We start from the raw sequence: 15,487 nt of genomic DNA, 5'->3' as shown, positions 1-15,487 counted from the left end.
TCTGCGGATTCCACCGAAAAACTGAAAAAGCTTAAAATGAAGTCCTAAGCTGGCCAGGGAATCACTTTTGCCCGTTCTGCCCATTGCTGCCACATGCCCGACAGCTCTTCTACCAGTTCCGGATGTTCAGTGGCAAGGTCATGAGTTTCACTGCGGTCTTCCTGTATGTTATAGAGTTCCCAACCCCCTTCTCTGCCCTGGGCTACCAGTTTCCATTTACCCCTGCGTACTGCCCTATTGCCTTCATGTTCAAAATAAATGGCCTCTCTTTGCAGGCTATCTCCAGCAAACGCGGGAAGCAAGCTTATACCCTCCATAGGCTGGATATTTTCATTGGCATAAACCTCAGGATAGTCAGCTTGGCTTACATCCACACAGGTGGCCATGATATCTATCAGATGTCCTGGCTCAGCCCTCCACTCTCCTTTATTGCTGATTCCTGAGGGCCAATGTACAATGAGTGGCGTGGAGATGCCTCCTTCATGTACATAATGTTTGTAGAGACGGAAGGGCGTATTAGAGGCATTGGCCCAAGGTACGCCATAGCTTTGGTAGGTCTCTTCCGGGCCAGGCATCACATCCCGGTGTTCATTACCAAATATCACTTCCTTTCCATCTCTTGCCCTTTCGGGTAAAAAGAGTGGATTGCCCCAGGATTCACTCAATTCTTCCGCACAACCTCCATTATCCGCAAGGAAAAAAATTAAAGTATTATCCAATGCTCCTTTTTCTTTTAGCGCTTCTATGATGCTGCCAATTCCCTGATCCATACGATCTATCTGGGCAGCATAGACTTCCATTCTCCGGCTTTGCCATGCTTTATCTTCGGCATCTTCCCAGCCAGGCACACGCTCATCTCTTTGGGTAAGTGTCCAGTCTGCTTTGATCAGACCCATCTCCTGCATGCGGGCCAGGCGTTCCTGCCGCAGGCTATCCCAACCGATGCTATAGCGATCTTCATAACGTGCAATGTCTTCGGGAAGGGCGTGCAAGGGCCAGTGAGGGGCAGTATAGGCTACGTAGCCAAAGAAAGGTTGGTCCTCTTTTTCATGCTCATTGATAAACTGTACTGCTTTGCTGCTGATTGCGTCGGTATAATAATAATCTTTTGTATCCGGTTCGGCGGGCTCATTCTCAGCAGTGAGGGTAACAGGGTCGTAAAAACTTCCTGCTCCGGTTATGGTTCCGTAGAATTTCTCAAACCCTCTTTGCATAGGCCAGTTGTGTTTGGACGTTAAGCTACTATCTCCGCTCCATTGGCCTACCTGCCGGGTGACATGCCATTTTCCACTCATAAATGTGGCATAGCCCGATGCCCTCAGCACCTCCGCAATGGTTACACTTTGGCGGTTGAGGTCTCCTCTGTAACCATCAGTGCCTCTGTCATCCATCATATGCCCTACCCCTGCCTGATGCGGGTACAAGCCTGTCAGTAAACTGGCCCGGGTGGGGCAGCAGCGAGAAGTATTGTAAAACTGGGAAAAACGCAATCCATTAGCAGCCAGCTGATTTAAATTGGGGGTGTTGATTTCACCGCCATAGCAGCCAATATCAGAATAACCCATATCATCGGCCATGATGAGCAGAATATTAGGCCGCTCGTTCGCAAGAGTGCTTTCCTGTTCAGATTCGGGTCGGCGTGTATTTTCGCAGGAAGTAATGAAGAAGATACCCAGTAGGCAGAGGCCGGTGATATAGTTGCGTAGAAGATAGACGTGTTTCATGTAGAGTTCAACTTGTGTTTTACAAAAAAGAAGACTTATCAGCGCTTGAGATAAAATTTACTACTTTTTTTGAGAAAGCGGGAGCACAATATCCAATTACTCGCTGAAAGAAGTAAGTGGATTGGCATTTGTAGAACTACAAAAATATTCAGATAGAACCCTCCGAAGGTCAAACAAACATTCACTATTCGGGTTATCTATGCATTCATTTTAAAATCTTTCCCCTATGTCCAAAGATTTTTTTTATGCTCTGCTGTCCGGTGTGGCTTATATCTGTGTAGTGGCTTATGTAGTCTTTGACGTATCTGATACGCTGAACGGTAGCATTACAGAACAAAGGTTCTTTGTTCCGCTGATGCTGGGAGGCATGGTATTTATACTGGCGGTATATTACCTGGTGAAGAGCGAAAAAAAGGAGCTATAAGTGCAATTAATCAAGGTTACAATTTTAGCTTTATAAGCTAAGGTCAGCCTACTTTATCCCCGTTAAAATCAAAACGATCTTCATAGTTGCCTGCCAAAAAGCCCGATAATCAAGGCATTTCCAATTAAATGATCACCTCTCTGTTGAAGAAGTTGCTACGTTTGATCTTTTGTGCAGATAGTAAAATAAACCTAAGGTCAGCAGAAATGAACCTATGACTAAAGGAAGGTAAATTGTCAAATCATGCTCAGCCACTTCCCACCAGCTAAAACTACTTTCTGCGGGATTACCTACCAGTATTGAAGCACCATAACTGAAAAGAGTTCCTGTAACAAACAACAAAATAGTAGGGTATAGTGAGCGTGTTTTCCAATAAATCCAGCCCAGTATCAGACTGATTAAAAAGAAAAATAGGGGTAACTGAAAGCCTACACAAGCACTCAAAAAACTACTCCAGAGAATGGCTTTGAGCGGAGTGGTGGTCATTAGTAAACCTTTCAGAATTATGCCTCTGAACAATAATTCAAAGAGGATTACATTTACACAAGCGACTAAAATCATCAAAATAGGGCTGACATTTCTGATTCTTTCCATATGTTCTGCCATAGCATCCTCAGGAAGAATAGAGATCATGGCAACAGGATCTAGCCAAAACTGACTCAAAATTGCAGTCAATACCACTACTCCAAATACATAAACTGGTACAGCACGGAATGAAAAAACTGGAGCGCTGATTTGTGTTCTTCTGATTTCTCGGATAGCATATGCAATTACTGCCCCGAACACCAGCAAATTACTTACGGTGACTATCAAAGGATAATATTGATCCATGAATAAGTTGCGATGTGCTTCACCTCCTCCTCCTTCAATAATTCCAACACCAGTCAATACACTCAATACTATTATGACTCCTATACTCCACAATATTACCAAACCTACTATCATGATCATCAAACCTAAGCTTTGTTTGACATCTGGATAAAAGATCTTTTTGCCTTCCGTAAGTTCTTGTGTTTTCATCTCGGTAGTTTTTAGTTCATCTTCCTGTAGACTATCAAATACTTGTGTAAAAGCAGACTCAAAGCTCCTCCCTCCTTTCATCTCTTCCTCAACAGCCACACAAAAGTGATCCAGGAGATCTTCCAGTAGCTCGGGAGTTTCCACCCCTTCCTGACTGATCCTCTCTTTGATGCGTTTTACCTGCGCTTTGTTGAGAGATGCTAGATCGTCAGGCATTTTTGTAATCCGGGTTTGAGGTCCAGCAGCGATTTCATAGTGTTCAGATAATCCGCAAATTCTTTAAGCTTTTCCCGGGCAGTCTCATTTCCCTGCTCAGTCAGCGAATAGTAGATACGTACCCGCTTTCCTACATTTTCTTTCTCGGTGGTCAGTTCCCCACTGGCCTTTAGCTTGTGCAGCACCGGATAGATGGCCGCCAAAGTCAGCGTCACTTTTCCTTCGGTAGCTTCCTTGATGGATTGCGTAATCTGGTATCCGTACATGCGCTTGTTGTCGGATAATAACTTTAAAATGAGGGGCGTAACCGTCCCTTTGATCAGTTCTTGTGAATACATAAGACAATTATATATAAAAGTATAATATATTGCAATCTTATATATATATTTCTCTGCTCTATCCAATTCGCTTGCTTTCATTTTATTCTTTATTTTGCCTGCTACAACCTAATTCATATGACATACCGTATTACTCTCCTTCTTTGCCTGATCATCTCCATCTCTATTCAGGCACAAAGCATTTCAGAAAATGACCTCCCTGAATTAACCTTTTCATCAGAGCGCCTCAGCCGGGTAGATTCCTTTCTGCAATCCTGGGTTGAGGAGGGGAAAATTCCTTATGCTGTTTCTATGATTGTGCAGCGGGGAGAAACAGTACACCATCAGGCCTATGGCTGGAAAGACGCTGATCAGCAAGAAGCCATGACGACTGACGCAATCTTCCGCATCGCCTCCCAAACCAAGCTGGTCACCTCGGTAGCTGTGATGATGCTGTATGAGCAGGGGGAATTTTTACTGGAAGATCCCATCTCCCGCTATATTGCGGCTTTTGCTGATCCACAGGTTTTGGAAACTTATGATTCTGCCACATTGGAATATGAAACAAGACCAGCCAGCCGGGAAATTACCATCCGGGATTTGCTCACCCATACCGCGGGTATTTCTTATGATCATCCTTTGAATGCACACCCCGAATTTGATATTCCTTTCCTGGCTTCAACAGAAAATATGGTGCTGGGAGATGCTATCAACCGACTGGCGAAACGCCCCTTGATCCACGAGCCAGGGGCACAGTTTACTTATGGTCCTAATACCGACATATTGGGACGGCTGGTGGAAGTGGTTTCCGGAAAGACACTGGCTGAGTTTTTTGAAGAGAGCATTTTTACGCCTCTAGGCATGAACGACACTTACTTTTATCTGCCTTTGGAAAAAAAAGAGCGCCTGGTTACCCTCTATAGTAAGGAAAGTACTGAAGGTCCATTGACTATAAGTGATAACGAAACTTATCAGAATTTTCCCAAGCGTGGTGCCCAAACTTATTATCTGGGAGGTGCAGGCTTGGTAAGCACCGCTGCTGACTATAATAATATTTGTCAACTCATCTTAAATGGTGGGGCTTATAATGGCGTACGTCTACTCAGCCCACTTACTATTCGCCTTATGGCCAGTAACCATATCGGTGAGCTGGAGGTATGGGATAGAAAAGATAAATTTGGCTACGGGCTGATGCTTTTTACGTCCAATAGCCGCTATGGCGATCTGGCTCCGGTAGGTTCAGCCAACTGGGGTGGCGCTTACTGCTCTGAATACACCATTGACTTTGAGCATGAACTGGTATTACAGGTGTATACCAATGTAATGCCTTTTGCGCATTATGGCGAGTTTGTGCGTAAGTACCGGGTGCTGGTGTATCAGGCTTTGGTAGTTGGTGAATAGTTATAATTTGTTTAATGAGCACTATTCCAAGAAGACATCATTACGTCCCTAGATATTATTTAAAAGGATTTAGTAATCCTAATTCAAATCTTGTTTGGACATATAGTAAGCGTAGTAAAAAAGCTCCTTTTTCTACAAATCCTATAAACGTTGCTGTTGAGAGAGACTTTTATAAATTGAATTTGTATGAAGGAGAAAATGATGTTAGTGCTTTAGAGAAATATTTTGCTGAAGAAGTGGAAACCCCTGTAAATATTACTTTAGACAAAATTTCTGAAAAGAAAAAAATAAATACTGAAGAGAAAAAAGACTTGAGCTTTTACATATATGCATTATACAGAAGAGTACCTGCTGCTAAAGAAAGAGCTAAGGATTTTATACCTAAAGTTGCTAACTCTATGCTTTCAGAAACATCTCAAATGATAGATTCACATTTTAGCCATTACAATGATGCAAAAAAGAAGGTACTGGAGATATTGCCAAATCGTTTATATATGAACAAGAAGAAAACCCTTCTCCTTTATTTCTTACACCTTTTCATACCTCTAAAGCTTTACCAATAATGATGAATATGCATTGGTATTTTTTGTATACTAATGAAGATCACTTCATAACATGTGATAACCCTGTATTTATTCACAAAAGCAGGGGGCTTTCTCAAGGAGAATTTACTTTTCCAATCCGAAAGGATATAGCCTTATGGGCAACAAGTCGAAGAAAATACCAAATTGACAGTTCTTATCAATCTGCTCGTTCTCAGATGATCAAAGAAATAAATCGTAGGACTATTGAAAATGCTACAAATTACGTCTATAGTTCTAAGAATGAGGATTGTATTATTAAAATTCTTAAAAAAGGAAAAATTCAGATAAAAGATAATTTAGATAAAAGCCTTTAAGTTATATAAAGTTTCCCTAACCTATAATTTTCCATGAACTTTGCTCAATGTAGAAGCATATTAATTGCCTTACTCTTTATATCAATTTCTTTTGTCTTTACTCATGTTCAGGCACAATCCAACCGAGATTTTGAACAAGTTTGGAGTGAAACCGATGCTTACTTCCAAAATACGATGGAGGAGAATGAGATTGTAGGTGGTGCTTTGCTTTTTCTGGAAAAAGGTCAGGTCAAAGGTAGTCGCTATTATGGGATGGCGGATATCCGTCAGCAGCGGGAAGTAGATGAAAATACGATTTTTCACTGGGCCTCTATTACCAAAACCTTTACGGCGATTGCCATCATGCAGCTCCGTGACCGTGGATTACTTACTTTGGATGATCCGATCACCAAATACCTGCCCGAGCTCCGGCAGGTACACAACCCTTATGGCAGCATGGATGACATCACCCTCAAAATGGTACTCAGCCACTCGGCGGGTTTCCGGGATCCTACCTGGCCCTGGGGAGGCAATGAAAGCTGGCATCCTTTTGAACCTACTGAGTGGTCACAGATTGTAGCTATGCTGCCGTATACTGAAATTCTGTTTGAACCCGGCTCAAAATTCAGCTATTCCAATCCGGCCATCATCTTTCTGGGACGTATCATAGAGATGCTGAGTGGAGATGATTATGAGGTATACATTGACAAGAACATACTGAAACCCCTGGAGATGTATAGTTCGTATTACGATATCACTCCTTCTCATCTGCTTAAGTATCGCGCGAATAATTATACCATCCGTAATGCAGAGCCTCAGCCTAACGGACTGGATTTTGATACGGGCATCACTGCCTCCAATGGCGGACTGAATGCTCCGCTCAAAGACATGATCAAATATCTTAATTTCCTGACGGGTCAGCCCGAAGCCTATGAGATACTAAAGCGTTCCTCTTTAGAAGAGTTGTGGCAGGTGCAGCATCCTATCAGCGAAGGTGATGGTATTACATCTTCAGTTGCCCTCTCCTTCTTTCCCGAAGCCTTTGAAGGCATGCAGGTGGTGGGGCATACGGGTACACAAAAGTCTTTTTATTCTTTCTTTTACATTCATCCACCATCACAAAGTGCATGTATTGCCATCACCAATACCGATGGTGAAACGCTTAATCCCGACCAGATTCGGCTGGATGTGAGCCATTATGTATTCCGACATTTGTTTACGCTTTATAAGGAATAGGTTTCTAGTGGAAGTGGCTCATACCTTTTCAAACCTTCGGAGCAATGAAGCCAACTGATTTCTGTTCCTTACCTCTGTTTTTTGATAAATGCGGTGCGTATGGTCTTTGATGGTTTGCACGGTGACGAACAGGCAATCGGCGATTTCGCGATTGGTTTTGCCTTTGTAGATCTCAAGAATGATCTCTACCTCCCGGGCAGTAATCCCGTATTTTTCCACAAAATCGTTAAAGGAAACAGCCTTTTGCCTTTCTTTTTTCGGTTTAGGAAAATCTCCGGCATAAATAAAGTATACCCCCAGGGCTGTATTTACCAGAAAGAATAGAAAAATATAGCCCAGCTCCCATTCAGCCTGGTTTAGTAAATTGAAAATCAATGGCAGTTGGACAATGGCCGATAAAAAAAGAATAAAGATCAGTAGTATTTTATGCCTTGTTTTAAAATAATGGATCGGGAATGATACCAGCTGAAGCATGGTAAATAACACTACCGCAATTATTAAGAAGGCAAACAATTGCTCCGTATGCTGCAATACATCAAAGCGTTGATCTAAAAGAAAAGGGATAAGGACCAGCAGCACTGACAGCATACCTCCTGTTATGATCAGGGGTAGAGATTTCTTTTTCAGCAGCCGTAGCCCCCATACGATCAGCATAATCAAACCAATCAATAAAAAAGGAGTACTGATGAGCGTTAAAAAATTAGAAATTTTAGAGATAAAGGCTTTGTCTTCTACAGGAAACAGCAGGCGGATAAACACATCGCTCCACATGGCATAGTAAGCAAAAGCATACATCATGATCAGGTAATACTGCAGGAAGCGAAGTGCCGGAAGGTTTTCTTTTTCCTTCTGATGAAAGAACACCAGCACTCCTCCTACTGTAAGGCCAAGGCAAAAGAAAAAACAGATCCAGATCAGCAGTCGCTGAAGTTCCATGCGGTTGAATGTATTGGTTTGCCTAAAAATAGCTTTTCTTAGCCTTTTAGCCCTACTACTAAAGTATTGATTTACCAATTCACTACTAAAGTAGCTATGCTGCTATGCAGGTTTTTCTTTCATTTGGGTATGTTCTTTTCAACAATAACCCATACAAGATGAATGATATAAATCAAGCCATTCCGAATCCCAGCTGGAGGGGAAGCCTCTCATACGGATGGGCTACCATGAAAAAATATTTTCTTCCTTTCTTCCTGATCGTCATCGTACTGGCCATCGTAGATGCTCCTCTGGAAATGGTAAGGGATAATATCTCTCATGATCAAGAAGAGTGGAATCCTGATATGTTTTGGCCGATAGGCTTTGAAATCTTAGGGCTGGCTTACTGGCTTTTATTTGTGCCGGTCATTGGCTTTGGAGCAGATCTGCTGTTTGTTCAGGCAGTACGCAATCAACGGATAGATGTCAGAAACATCATCATTGGCTTTAATAATTTTGTAACCATTGTACTCGTAAACCTGCTGGCTACTGCCCTGGTAGGCATGGCTCTGGTAGCCTTTATCATACCGGGAATCATCGTGGCCTGCCGTTTGGCCTTTGTTTCTTACCTGGTGATGGATAAAGACCTGGACCCTATCGCGGCGGTAGAAACCAGCTGGAAGATGACCCGATCACACGGATGGAAAATATTTGCATTGGGCTTTACTTCCATCTTTATCTTTTTTGGTGGTCTCCTCCTTTTCTTTGTAGGTGTATTACCCGCAATCATGTGGATCAAATCTTCTTTTGCCACTATGTATGAGGCTGTATTGCAGGAGACCGATGATAGCCTTTTCGTGGCGCAGGAAGCGAATCAGCCTGAATAAGAAGCATGTAGTAGCGTAAGCAGTAAGGTTTATAACAATGCTTTGAGCTTCCAGGCATTCCTTACTGCATTGCCTCCCCCATCATTATTGAAGTAGGCAAATACTTCTTTACCCTGGTACTGCCACTCCCGGATGCGGTCGGCCCACCAGCTCAGATCCTGGTCAGCGTAGGAGCCTCCGTACAGATGATGGTGGTCAGGGCCGTGCAAACGTATATACACAAAGGGTGCGGTGGTCCTGAGTATGCAGGGCAGATAAGCACCGCTCATGATGCAGTAGGCTGTCTGATGCTGTTCCAGCAATTGAAATACCTCTTTTCTGTGCCAGCTGGGATGTCGTAGCTCTACGGCAGTCCGCATCCACCAGGGTAGCTTATCGAGAAAAAAGGCCAGCCGATCGTAATCGTATTCCATCAGGGGAGAGAGCTGCACCAGTAGTATACCTCTTTTGTCCAGCAGTCCATGCCAGCCTGCCTCTATGGTTTGCAGCCATTTTTCGGGCCCGTATAGCTTTTTTGCATGGGTAAGGCCTCGTGGTGCTTTTACAGTCATCAGAAAGCCTTGCGGCAACCTTCTTCTCCAGCTTTTGAAGGTGTTTACTTTGGGCCAGTGATAGTAACTACTGTTGAGCTCTACTGTCCGGAAGTGCTGTAAATAGTGGGATAAACGCTCATAAGGAGGTGTATCAGGCGGGTACAATACATTTTCCCAATGATTGTAACTCCAGCCCGATGTACCTATATGAACGCTCATAGTTTATGCTTACTTTTTTATTTTTTCTTTGTTGGGTAAGCAAAAATAAATGATGCATGTTTGGGTAAACTGAAAAAATGAATTAGACCGACTGTTTTTTAAGGAGATATTTATTCTGATGACAAGGAAACCAAGTTACTCTCTGTCTTTTGTGCCAGCTTATCCCCTACTTTCTCCTGATAAAATTCTTCTATCAGCATTTGGTCCTGCTGATCATAGCAATCCAAATCTCCTGACCTGATGTAAGCGATAAGCTTGTTTGCCTCTGACTTTGGCATCACCGCCAGGCTACCTGCCTGATGAGGCTTTTCCTGTGCAATCCAGTATCTGTAGCCGGTAAATTCACCCTGCTGGTCAATGTACTGTCGGCTTCTGTGGTCATACTGGTAATTTCTGGCTTCCGGAACTCTGAGTACTATAAAGTCTCTGACCGGTATCACTTCAAACAGCGTTTTACCATGGCGATTCGGTCTGTCCAGTTTGACAAACTCCCGGTCTAACCGCATGCCATTATCAAAAAAACGCAGGCCCAGAATACGACTGATATGATAGGTTTTGACCTGATGGTTATTTTTTCCTTTAAAGAAAATCACATCAAGACTGGGGTAGTAGCTGGTTAATCCTGTCAATACTTCTTTATTCTCAAGGACAATACTGCCCTCGCTCCAGTACAATTGATGTAGCGACGGAACCTGCCCTATTACCATAAAGGTCCAGCCCGTCAGCATTAACGTTAGTAGAAGTCTTTTCATCTCTTTTTGTGGTTTTACTGAAATACAATTCTTCTAACGAAACTAAATTTTGATTAGTTATATGGTAACAAAATATAGTTTTGATTAATAAATTATTAACAATATAAATAATTCCTTATTTATTCATTTACTTCAATAAATTTTTAAAATGTTAGTAAATATCGTGGGAAGCTTATAATGCAGCGGCGACTCAAGAGAAATCACTTTTCTGAAAATTCTTTAAAACCTTTAATACATTCTTTCTTGAATTATATATGACCTTCCTTAAATAAGACCTAAACTCTCTGGCAGATGTAAGATTATGCTTAGGACAGCATCATAAATAAGAAAGTTTTTTCTTCCTCTCCCGGGTTTATGCTAATTCTCCTCTCTTTTTATATGCACAGCGGTAGAAAAACGCGAAGCTCAGCATCAATGCCAGTTAGCCTACGCTATAAATCATCATATAACTGGTAGAGTTTTTACCTCTTTTCATAAACACATCAGGAGAGATATTTTTCTTGTTTTGATTTTCTATAGCCAATAAATAACAAGCAGTTTACCCATTTCAAGCGAGATGCGTCATACTGGTTTATCTGTTTCTCTCGATAGTTCGTTTTCTTTGACAATAATTTCTACTGAAAATAGCCCAGCTTGATGCCTATTCCATAACTCAATCCGTTCAGACTGTAATCTTCTGTAACATTGGGCAAATTGTGCTTTCCTATGTGGCGATAAAAAATTCCTGAGGTGATATGCATCCAGGACAAAACTTCCAGTTCGGCCTGGAGGTGAGGTTCTACAACAAAGAAGCTACTGCTCAGGCTTAGTCCTTCTTCCAGTTCTTTTTCCAGCCGTCCACCTCCGATCAGGAAGCCCGGTACCAACTTCCATTTTGGCGACAACGACAATCTATATTCAGATACAAAACCACTGTAACCTATTTCGTACTTATCCACATTACCGTTAGAAATTATTTCAATTTCGCCGAATGCGCCTGCTCCTCCTGCTCCCAGTAGTAGCTTTCCTGCAATCAGCCACCCTCCATAACCTCCCAGCCATATGTACCCCTGACCATTGGCTTCGCCGTAGCGCAATTGAAGACTTCCATAACCTCCAGAATAATAATCCTGGGCAAAAGATACTGTGCTGATACAGCAGAGCATACAAATGATTGCTACTTTTTTCATTTTCGTTGCCATTATTTTAATGTTTTTAAGTATTATTGAGCATTATGAATGCTTAAGCTTTTTCTCCGAAAACTTCTCTGCCCATACCCTCTTATATTTTTTGAAAAGGATGCTTGCGACCAGCATTACGCCAAAAGTAGCCAGCCCCAGCATACCATAAAATGGAGTATCGGGTATACGGGTAAGGGTTTCAGAAATAAAAGCTGCATATAAGCCGATGACTGACCAGTACATAAATGAATAATGTAAGCCTAGCCATTTACCTTTGGGTTTCTTGGTAATGACCGGAACCATACCGGCCAGTAGTGTCAGAAACCCCACAATGGCGGCAATATGAAAAATACCAAAGCCTCCAAAAAGCCGATAGATGAAAAATGATGTCACAAAGACAATCAGCATGCTTGCGGCGTAGAGATAGCCGATCTGCTTATGCAGTTTGGTTCCTTTCTTCATCCACATCACCTGGGTACCACTCACCAGGGCAAATACGGAGGCCATCAGATGGATGAAACCTATCCAGTCGTGATATAAAGTATCCATATTTATTCTTTTTTAGGGGATTGATCTATATAGGTTTGCAAGGCATTGACATATTCCTCAAAAGCTTTTACACCCTCCTGAGTAATACTGCAACGCGTAAGCGGATAGTTGTCTTTAAAGGATTTATCTACCTCTATATATCCTGCTTCTTTGAGTTTATTAATCTGTACACTCAGATTGCCAGCCGTAGCACCTGTCTTTTCTTTGATGTAGGTAAACTCAGCTTCTTCCACTCCCACCAGCAGCGAGATGACTGCCAAGCGGAGTTGTGAATGCAGCAGAGGATTTAACTTTTTAAAATCAGTCATGCTCCCCTACTTTTTGATAAGATAACCGGGAATCAGGTAAGCTACCAGTGTAGTCAGAGCCAGGAGCAAAAGCTGAATGGGAAAGCTGACAAAGAATGCTACGAGCGCAATTCCCCAGCTGATGATGCCTCCTACTTTCAAGGGCTTGAACTTGAAGATCACTCCCGACAGGTAAGTGCCTATGCCATACATAAGTATTAAATAAGGATAAGCAGCCTGCCAACCAGTGACAAAGCCAGCACTAAGTAAGCTTACTGCTATTCCTACTGAGATGGCGATCCAGAGATTGATGATAAAAGTATCTACGTAGGTTTTTACTTTATATTTCTTGCTGGCCCTTACTGACCTATATACTGTCCCAATTGCCCCTACGATCATGAGTAACCAAACCAGGTAAGGATGCTCAAATGATGTATAGAGTAATGCAAAATGCGCCAGACTGGCGATCAGAACCAACCAACCCCATAATAGATAATAGAAGCTGTCATTGCGTATTTCCTGCTTCGCGTTGGCAATCATTTCCTGGATAATTTTCCAGGATTCTGCTTCGGTGAACGTTTGTTGTGCCATAAGTATAAATTTTGTTTCTTCAAATATAAAGTAGTTTACGATATAAACTAAATTATATTGTAAAATATCCCATTGTTATGGTTGCTTTTTCAGTTCCTGAATTTTTGCTTATAAAAATATAATCAAGCCCATGTTTTCCAGAACTATAGCACCATAATACCCTAATACTATTTTTCACGTACAATAAAATTATGCCTGACAACGACATTAAACCAAATGGACGCGATATCAATAACTTCATTAGCCGATAGACGGAATCTTGAAATAGAACGCACCGTAAACAAAGAGCGCGGTCGTCTGCTCAACTTTATCCGTCAGCGAGTGCCTGACCGTGACGATGCGGAGGACATCCTGCAGGATGTTTTCTTTCAATTCACCCAGGCCTACCGTACGATAGAATCTATAGAAAGAGTAACAGGTTGGCTATTTCGGGTAACCCGAAATAAGATTGCCGATCTCTATCGTAAAAAGAAACCTGAAACCTTCAGCCAGCTGCGCCCCCGCGATGCGGAAGATGACGAAGCCTTAGGACTGGAGGAACTGCTTCCGGATATGAATATAGATCCGGAAGATACGATGATGCGCAATGTCATCTGGGAAGCTTTGGAAGCTGCGCTGGGAGAAATGCCTGAAGCACAGCGAGAGGTATTTGTGATGCATGAGTTTGAAGACATCAGCTTCCGCGAAATGTCAGAGATGACCGGGGAGTCCATCAATACCCTACTTTCACGCAAGCGCTATGCTGTACAGTTTTTAAGAAAAAAATTAGAAGACATTTATAACGACCTATAGCCATGAAATTTACTTGGATTTTAAAGTTTATTTTCTTCGCCATAGCTATAGCTTTTGCATTCAGCTTAGCAGTCATGCTGCTATGGAACTGGCTGGTACCGGAGATATTCAATGGCCCCCAGGTCAATTTTGTACAGGCAGTTGGTTTATTGGCCCTGGCAAAAATTCTGGTAGGCTTCGGACGCGGTGGCTGGGGTGGTGGTCATCGCTACCGCCGACAGGCCTGGAAAAAGAAGTTTCAACGTAAGTGGGAGCAGATGACACCCGAGGAAAAGGAAAAATTTAAAAACAGCTTCTGGGGGCGCTGTCATCAGCACAAAAACAAAGAAAAAATGGAAACCGCATAATCGGTAAAGGCGCTCAGGGCGCCTTTTTTATTCATTACCTTTGCAAATATTAGCTCCTGTAATTAATCTCCACCTCCTGGTTGCCATTCTCAATAGAATTATAGATCGCCTCTATGATACACATATCCCTTAGGCCCATTTCTCCGGGAGCTTTGAAGCTAGTATCGTTCATCACTGCCTCTGCAAAAGCATCCATATGTACTGCCTGTTCACGTATTTGGGGAAAATCCATTGGTCCTTCGCTGGTTTTTCCGGAAAGCGGACCATAATCAAAGGCACGATCCAGCTGGAACCAGCCATTTTCAGCAGTAGCTTTCAGATAATTATAGCTTTCGCTATAGCTGGTTTCATGCTTTGAGGTCAGGCCGCTAGGAAAATTCATGCTGAACTCTATCGTTTCGTGAACTTCCTTAAATTTTTCATTACCAGAATTATACTCCTGTGCTATCAGAGAAACGGGCTGTTCACCTAAAGTATAGCAAGCGCCCTGTATGGTATAAATACCCACATCCATCAAGGCACCACCACCGGCCAATTCTTTGTCCAGCCTCCATTGGGTAGGGTCACCGATCGTAAAAGCAAAGCCTGTTTCTATAGATTCTACCGGACCAAAAATTTCTTCCTGTCCGAGGCGCATCATTTCCAGGTTATAAGGCTCGTAGTGAAGGCGATAGCCAATGCCCAAGCGAACATTATTTTCTTCACAAGCAGCAATCATTCGCTGGCAGTCTTCTACCGAGGTAGCCATGGGTTTTTCCGAAATCACATGCTTACCTGCCTGTGCGGCCCTTATTGTGTACTCAGCATGCATGGAATTGGGCAATACCACATAGATAATATCGATGTCCGGATTATCGGCCAGCTCATCATAATTATCATAACTGTAGATATTGGCATCAGGAATATTGTACTGCTCCTTCCACTCTTCTGCTTTAGAGGGTGTACCGGTTACAATACCTGCCAGATAACATTTTTCCGTCTGCTGCAGTGCCGGAGCCAGCTGACCGGTACTGTAATTTCCCAGCCCTACCAGCGCTATTCCCAGGCGGTCATTATGTGGTGAGGAAGCTTCATTACTCTCATCCTCTTGCTGCGAAGAGCAAGCCCCCTGGCTCAGCGCCAATCCTGAGGGTAATAATAGTCCTGAAGCTACGCTTTGACTAAATCTTTTGACAAATTTGCGACGGCTGTTAAAAAAATTATTCTTCTGCTTCATAAAAAGTAGTTTAGCGTTCAGCTA

Annotated in this window: 19 protein-coding genes; 8 read left to right on the top strand and 11 right to left on the bottom strand. The window is 42.6% G+C overall.

Annotation, left to right across the window (positions count from 1 at the left end; translation table 11 throughout):
* Positions 1-44: 44 nt before the first annotated feature.
* Positions 45-1,724 (bottom strand): arylsulfatase, encoded by a 1,680-nt coding sequence (locus tag WJR50_RS00715; RefSeq protein ID WP_341291285.1) that lies wholly within the window; start codon positions 1,722-1,724, stop codon positions 45-47.
* A gap of 226 nt (positions 1,725-1,950) precedes the next feature.
* On the opposite strand from WJR50_RS00715, the gene WJR50_RS00710 reads away from it, so the two are divergent.
* Positions 1,951-2,148: a hypothetical protein gene (locus WJR50_RS00710; RefSeq protein WP_341291284.1), complete on the top strand. Its 198-nt coding sequence runs from the start codon at positions 1,951-1,953 to the stop codon at positions 2,146-2,148.
* A 132-nt stretch (positions 2,149-2,280) separates the two neighbouring features.
* On the opposite strand, the gene WJR50_RS00705 is transcribed toward WJR50_RS00710, so the two are convergent.
* Positions 2,281-3,384 (bottom strand): CPBP family intramembrane glutamic endopeptidase, encoded by a 1,104-nt coding sequence (locus WJR50_RS00705; RefSeq protein ID WP_341291283.1) that lies wholly within the window; start codon positions 3,382-3,384, stop codon positions 2,281-2,283.
* On the bottom strand, positions 3,369-3,722 hold the full coding sequence (locus WJR50_RS00700) for a PadR family transcriptional regulator (protein ID WP_341291282.1): 354 nt from the start codon (positions 3,720-3,722) through the stop codon (positions 3,369-3,371). The genes WJR50_RS00705 and WJR50_RS00700 overlap by 16 nt, the downstream gene beginning before the upstream one ends.
* 117 nt (positions 3,723-3,839) lie before the next feature.
* Between WJR50_RS00700 and WJR50_RS00695 the strand changes: the two genes are divergently transcribed.
* Genes WJR50_RS00695 through WJR50_RS00680 form a run of 4 tightly spaced genes read left to right on the top strand, consistent with a single transcriptional unit; the run spans position 3,840 to position 7,215 of the window.
* Positions 3,840-5,102, top strand: a complete 1,263-nt coding sequence (locus tag WJR50_RS00695) for a serine hydrolase domain-containing protein (protein ID WP_341291281.1) — start codon at positions 3,840-3,842, stop codon at positions 5,100-5,102.
* Between the two features lie 14 nt (positions 5,103-5,116).
* On the top strand, positions 5,117-5,665 hold the full coding sequence (locus tag WJR50_RS00690; protein WP_341291280.1) for a DUF4238 domain-containing protein: 549 nt from the start codon (positions 5,117-5,119) through the stop codon (positions 5,663-5,665).
* A complete protein-coding gene (locus tag WJR50_RS00685) occupies positions 5,665-6,000 on the top strand; it encodes a DUF4238 domain-containing protein (RefSeq protein WP_341291279.1) in 336 nt (111 codons plus the stop codon). Before WJR50_RS00690 ends, WJR50_RS00685 begins: the two co-directional genes overlap by 1 nt.
* Positions 6,001-6,033: 33 nt before the next feature.
* Positions 6,034-7,215 (top strand): serine hydrolase domain-containing protein, encoded by a 1,182-nt coding sequence (locus WJR50_RS00680; protein WP_341291278.1) that lies wholly within the window; start codon positions 6,034-6,036, stop codon positions 7,213-7,215.
* A gap of 18 nt (positions 7,216-7,233) precedes the next feature.
* Here the strand turns inward: WJR50_RS00680 and WJR50_RS00675 are convergent, their stop codons facing one another.
* A complete protein-coding gene (locus tag WJR50_RS00675; RefSeq protein ID WP_341291277.1) occupies positions 7,234-8,151 on the bottom strand; it encodes a response regulator transcription factor in 918 nt (305 codons plus the stop codon).
* A gap of 158 nt (positions 8,152-8,309) precedes the next feature.
* On the opposite strand from WJR50_RS00675, the gene WJR50_RS00670 reads away from it, so the two are divergent.
* Positions 8,310-9,017 (top strand): YciC family protein, encoded by a 708-nt coding sequence (locus WJR50_RS00670; protein WP_341291276.1) that lies wholly within the window; start codon positions 8,310-8,312, stop codon positions 9,015-9,017.
* Between the two features lie 29 nt (positions 9,018-9,046).
* On the opposite strand, the gene WJR50_RS00665 is transcribed toward WJR50_RS00670, so the two are convergent.
* The 6 genes from WJR50_RS00665 to WJR50_RS00640 form a co-directional block, all read right to left on the bottom strand.
* Positions 9,047-9,769, bottom strand: a complete 723-nt coding sequence (locus tag WJR50_RS00665; protein WP_341291275.1) for a DUF72 domain-containing protein — start codon at positions 9,767-9,769, stop codon at positions 9,047-9,049.
* 110 nt (positions 9,770-9,879) lie between these two features.
* Positions 9,880-10,521: a hypothetical protein gene (locus tag WJR50_RS00660; RefSeq protein WP_341291274.1), complete on the bottom strand. Its 642-nt coding sequence runs from the start codon at positions 10,519-10,521 to the stop codon at positions 9,880-9,882.
* 614 nt (positions 10,522-11,135) lie between these two features.
* Positions 11,136-11,702 carry a hypothetical protein gene (locus tag WJR50_RS00655; RefSeq protein WP_341291273.1) on the bottom strand — a complete coding sequence of 189 codons (567 nt, stop codon included), beginning with the start codon at positions 11,700-11,702 and terminating at the stop codon, positions 11,136-11,138.
* 30 nt (positions 11,703-11,732) lie between these two features.
* Positions 11,733-12,230 (bottom strand): DUF2306 domain-containing protein, encoded by a 498-nt coding sequence (locus WJR50_RS00650; protein ID WP_341291272.1) that lies wholly within the window; start codon positions 12,228-12,230, stop codon positions 11,733-11,735.
* Positions 12,231-12,232: 2 nt separating this feature from the next.
* The gene (locus tag WJR50_RS00645; protein WP_341291271.1) at positions 12,233-12,538 is read right to left on the bottom strand and encodes a winged helix-turn-helix domain-containing protein; all 306 of its coding nucleotides are present in this window, start codon (positions 12,536-12,538) and stop codon (positions 12,233-12,235) included.
* A gap of 6 nt (positions 12,539-12,544) precedes the next feature.
* Positions 12,545-13,108 (bottom strand): hypothetical protein, encoded by a 564-nt coding sequence (locus WJR50_RS00640; RefSeq protein ID WP_341291270.1) that lies wholly within the window; start codon positions 13,106-13,108, stop codon positions 12,545-12,547.
* A 216-nt stretch (positions 13,109-13,324) separates the two neighbouring features.
* Here WJR50_RS00640 and WJR50_RS00635 point away from each other — a divergent pair, with 216 nt between their 5' ends.
* Together WJR50_RS00635 and WJR50_RS00630 are read left to right on the top strand one after the other, a co-directional pair.
* Entirely contained in the window at positions 13,325-13,900 is a 576-nt protein-coding gene (locus tag WJR50_RS00635; RefSeq protein ID WP_341291269.1) for an RNA polymerase sigma factor, read from the top strand.
* A gap of 2 nt (positions 13,901-13,902) precedes the next feature.
* The gene (locus WJR50_RS00630; protein ID WP_341291268.1) at positions 13,903-14,247 is read left to right on the top strand and encodes a hypothetical protein; all 345 of its coding nucleotides are present in this window, start codon (positions 13,903-13,905) and stop codon (positions 14,245-14,247) included.
* A 49-nt stretch (positions 14,248-14,296) separates the two neighbouring features.
* On the opposite strand, the gene WJR50_RS00625 is transcribed toward WJR50_RS00630, so the two are convergent.
* The gene (locus WJR50_RS00625; RefSeq protein WP_341291267.1) at positions 14,297-15,463 is read right to left on the bottom strand and encodes a Gfo/Idh/MocA family protein; all 1,167 of its coding nucleotides are present in this window, start codon (positions 15,461-15,463) and stop codon (positions 14,297-14,299) included.
* Positions 15,464-15,487 lie beyond the last annotated feature (24 nt).

The organism is Catalinimonas locisalis (genome assembly GCF_038039535.1).
In the GTDB taxonomy this organism is placed as follows: domain Bacteria; phylum Bacteroidota; class Bacteroidia; order Cytophagales; family Cyclobacteriaceae; genus Catalinimonas.
The sequence above is the reverse complement of the archived record's forward strand: the minus strand, read 5'-3'. Positions and strand labels throughout refer to the sequence as shown.

Bases quoted from the DNA above. Each gene is read 5' to 3' on its own strand.
- WJR50_RS00715 (WP_341291285.1), bottom strand. From the start codon at position 1,724: ATGAAACACGTCTATCTTCTACGCAACTATATCACCGGCCTCTGCCTA.
- WJR50_RS00670 (WP_341291276.1), top strand. From the start codon at position 8,310: ATGAATGATATAAATCAAGCCATTCCGAATCCCAGCTGGAGGGGAAGC.
- WJR50_RS00710 (WP_341291284.1), top strand. From the start codon at position 1,951: ATGTCCAAAGATTTTTTTTATGCTCTGCTGTCCGGTGTGGCTTATATC.
- WJR50_RS00705 (WP_341291283.1), bottom strand. From the start codon at position 3,384: ATGCCTGACGATCTAGCATCTCTCAACAAAGCGCAGGTAAAACGCATC.
- WJR50_RS00675 (WP_341291277.1), bottom strand. From the start codon at position 8,151: ATGGAACTTCAGCGACTGCTGATCTGGATCTGTTTTTTCTTTTGCCTT.
- WJR50_RS00695 (WP_341291281.1), top strand. From the start codon at position 3,840: ATGACATACCGTATTACTCTCCTTCTTTGCCTGATCATCTCCATCTCT.
- WJR50_RS00685 (WP_341291279.1), top strand. From the start codon at position 5,665: ATGATGAATATGCATTGGTATTTTTTGTATACTAATGAAGATCACTTC.
- WJR50_RS00625 (WP_341291267.1), bottom strand. From the start codon at position 15,463: ATGAAGCAGAAGAATAATTTTTTTAACAGCCGTCGCAAATTTGTCAAA.
- WJR50_RS00665 (WP_341291275.1), bottom strand. From the start codon at position 9,769: ATGAGCGTTCATATAGGTACATCGGGCTGGAGTTACAATCATTGGGAA.
- WJR50_RS00645 (WP_341291271.1), bottom strand. From the start codon at position 12,538: ATGACTGATTTTAAAAAGTTAAATCCTCTGCTGCATTCACAACTCCGC.
- WJR50_RS00635 (WP_341291269.1), top strand. From the start codon at position 13,325: ATGGACGCGATATCAATAACTTCATTAGCCGATAGACGGAATCTTGAA.
- WJR50_RS00660 (WP_341291274.1), bottom strand. From the start codon at position 10,521: ATGAAAAGACTTCTACTAACGTTAATGCTGACGGGCTGGACCTTTATG.
- WJR50_RS00640 (WP_341291270.1), bottom strand. From the start codon at position 13,108: ATGGCACAACAAACGTTCACCGAAGCAGAATCCTGGAAAATTATCCAG.
- WJR50_RS00700 (WP_341291282.1), bottom strand. From the start codon at position 3,722: ATGTATTCACAAGAACTGATCAAAGGGACGGTTACGCCCCTCATTTTA.
- WJR50_RS00680 (WP_341291278.1), top strand. From the start codon at position 6,034: ATGAACTTTGCTCAATGTAGAAGCATATTAATTGCCTTACTCTTTATA.
- WJR50_RS00655 (WP_341291273.1), bottom strand. From the start codon at position 11,702: ATGGCAACGAAAATGAAAAAAGTAGCAATCATTTGTATGCTCTGCTGT.
- WJR50_RS00630 (WP_341291268.1), top strand. From the start codon at position 13,903: ATGAAATTTACTTGGATTTTAAAGTTTATTTTCTTCGCCATAGCTATA.
- WJR50_RS00690 (WP_341291280.1), top strand. From the start codon at position 5,117: ATGAGCACTATTCCAAGAAGACATCATTACGTCCCTAGATATTATTTA.
- WJR50_RS00650 (WP_341291272.1), bottom strand. From the start codon at position 12,230: ATGGATACTTTATATCACGACTGGATAGGTTTCATCCATCTGATGGCC.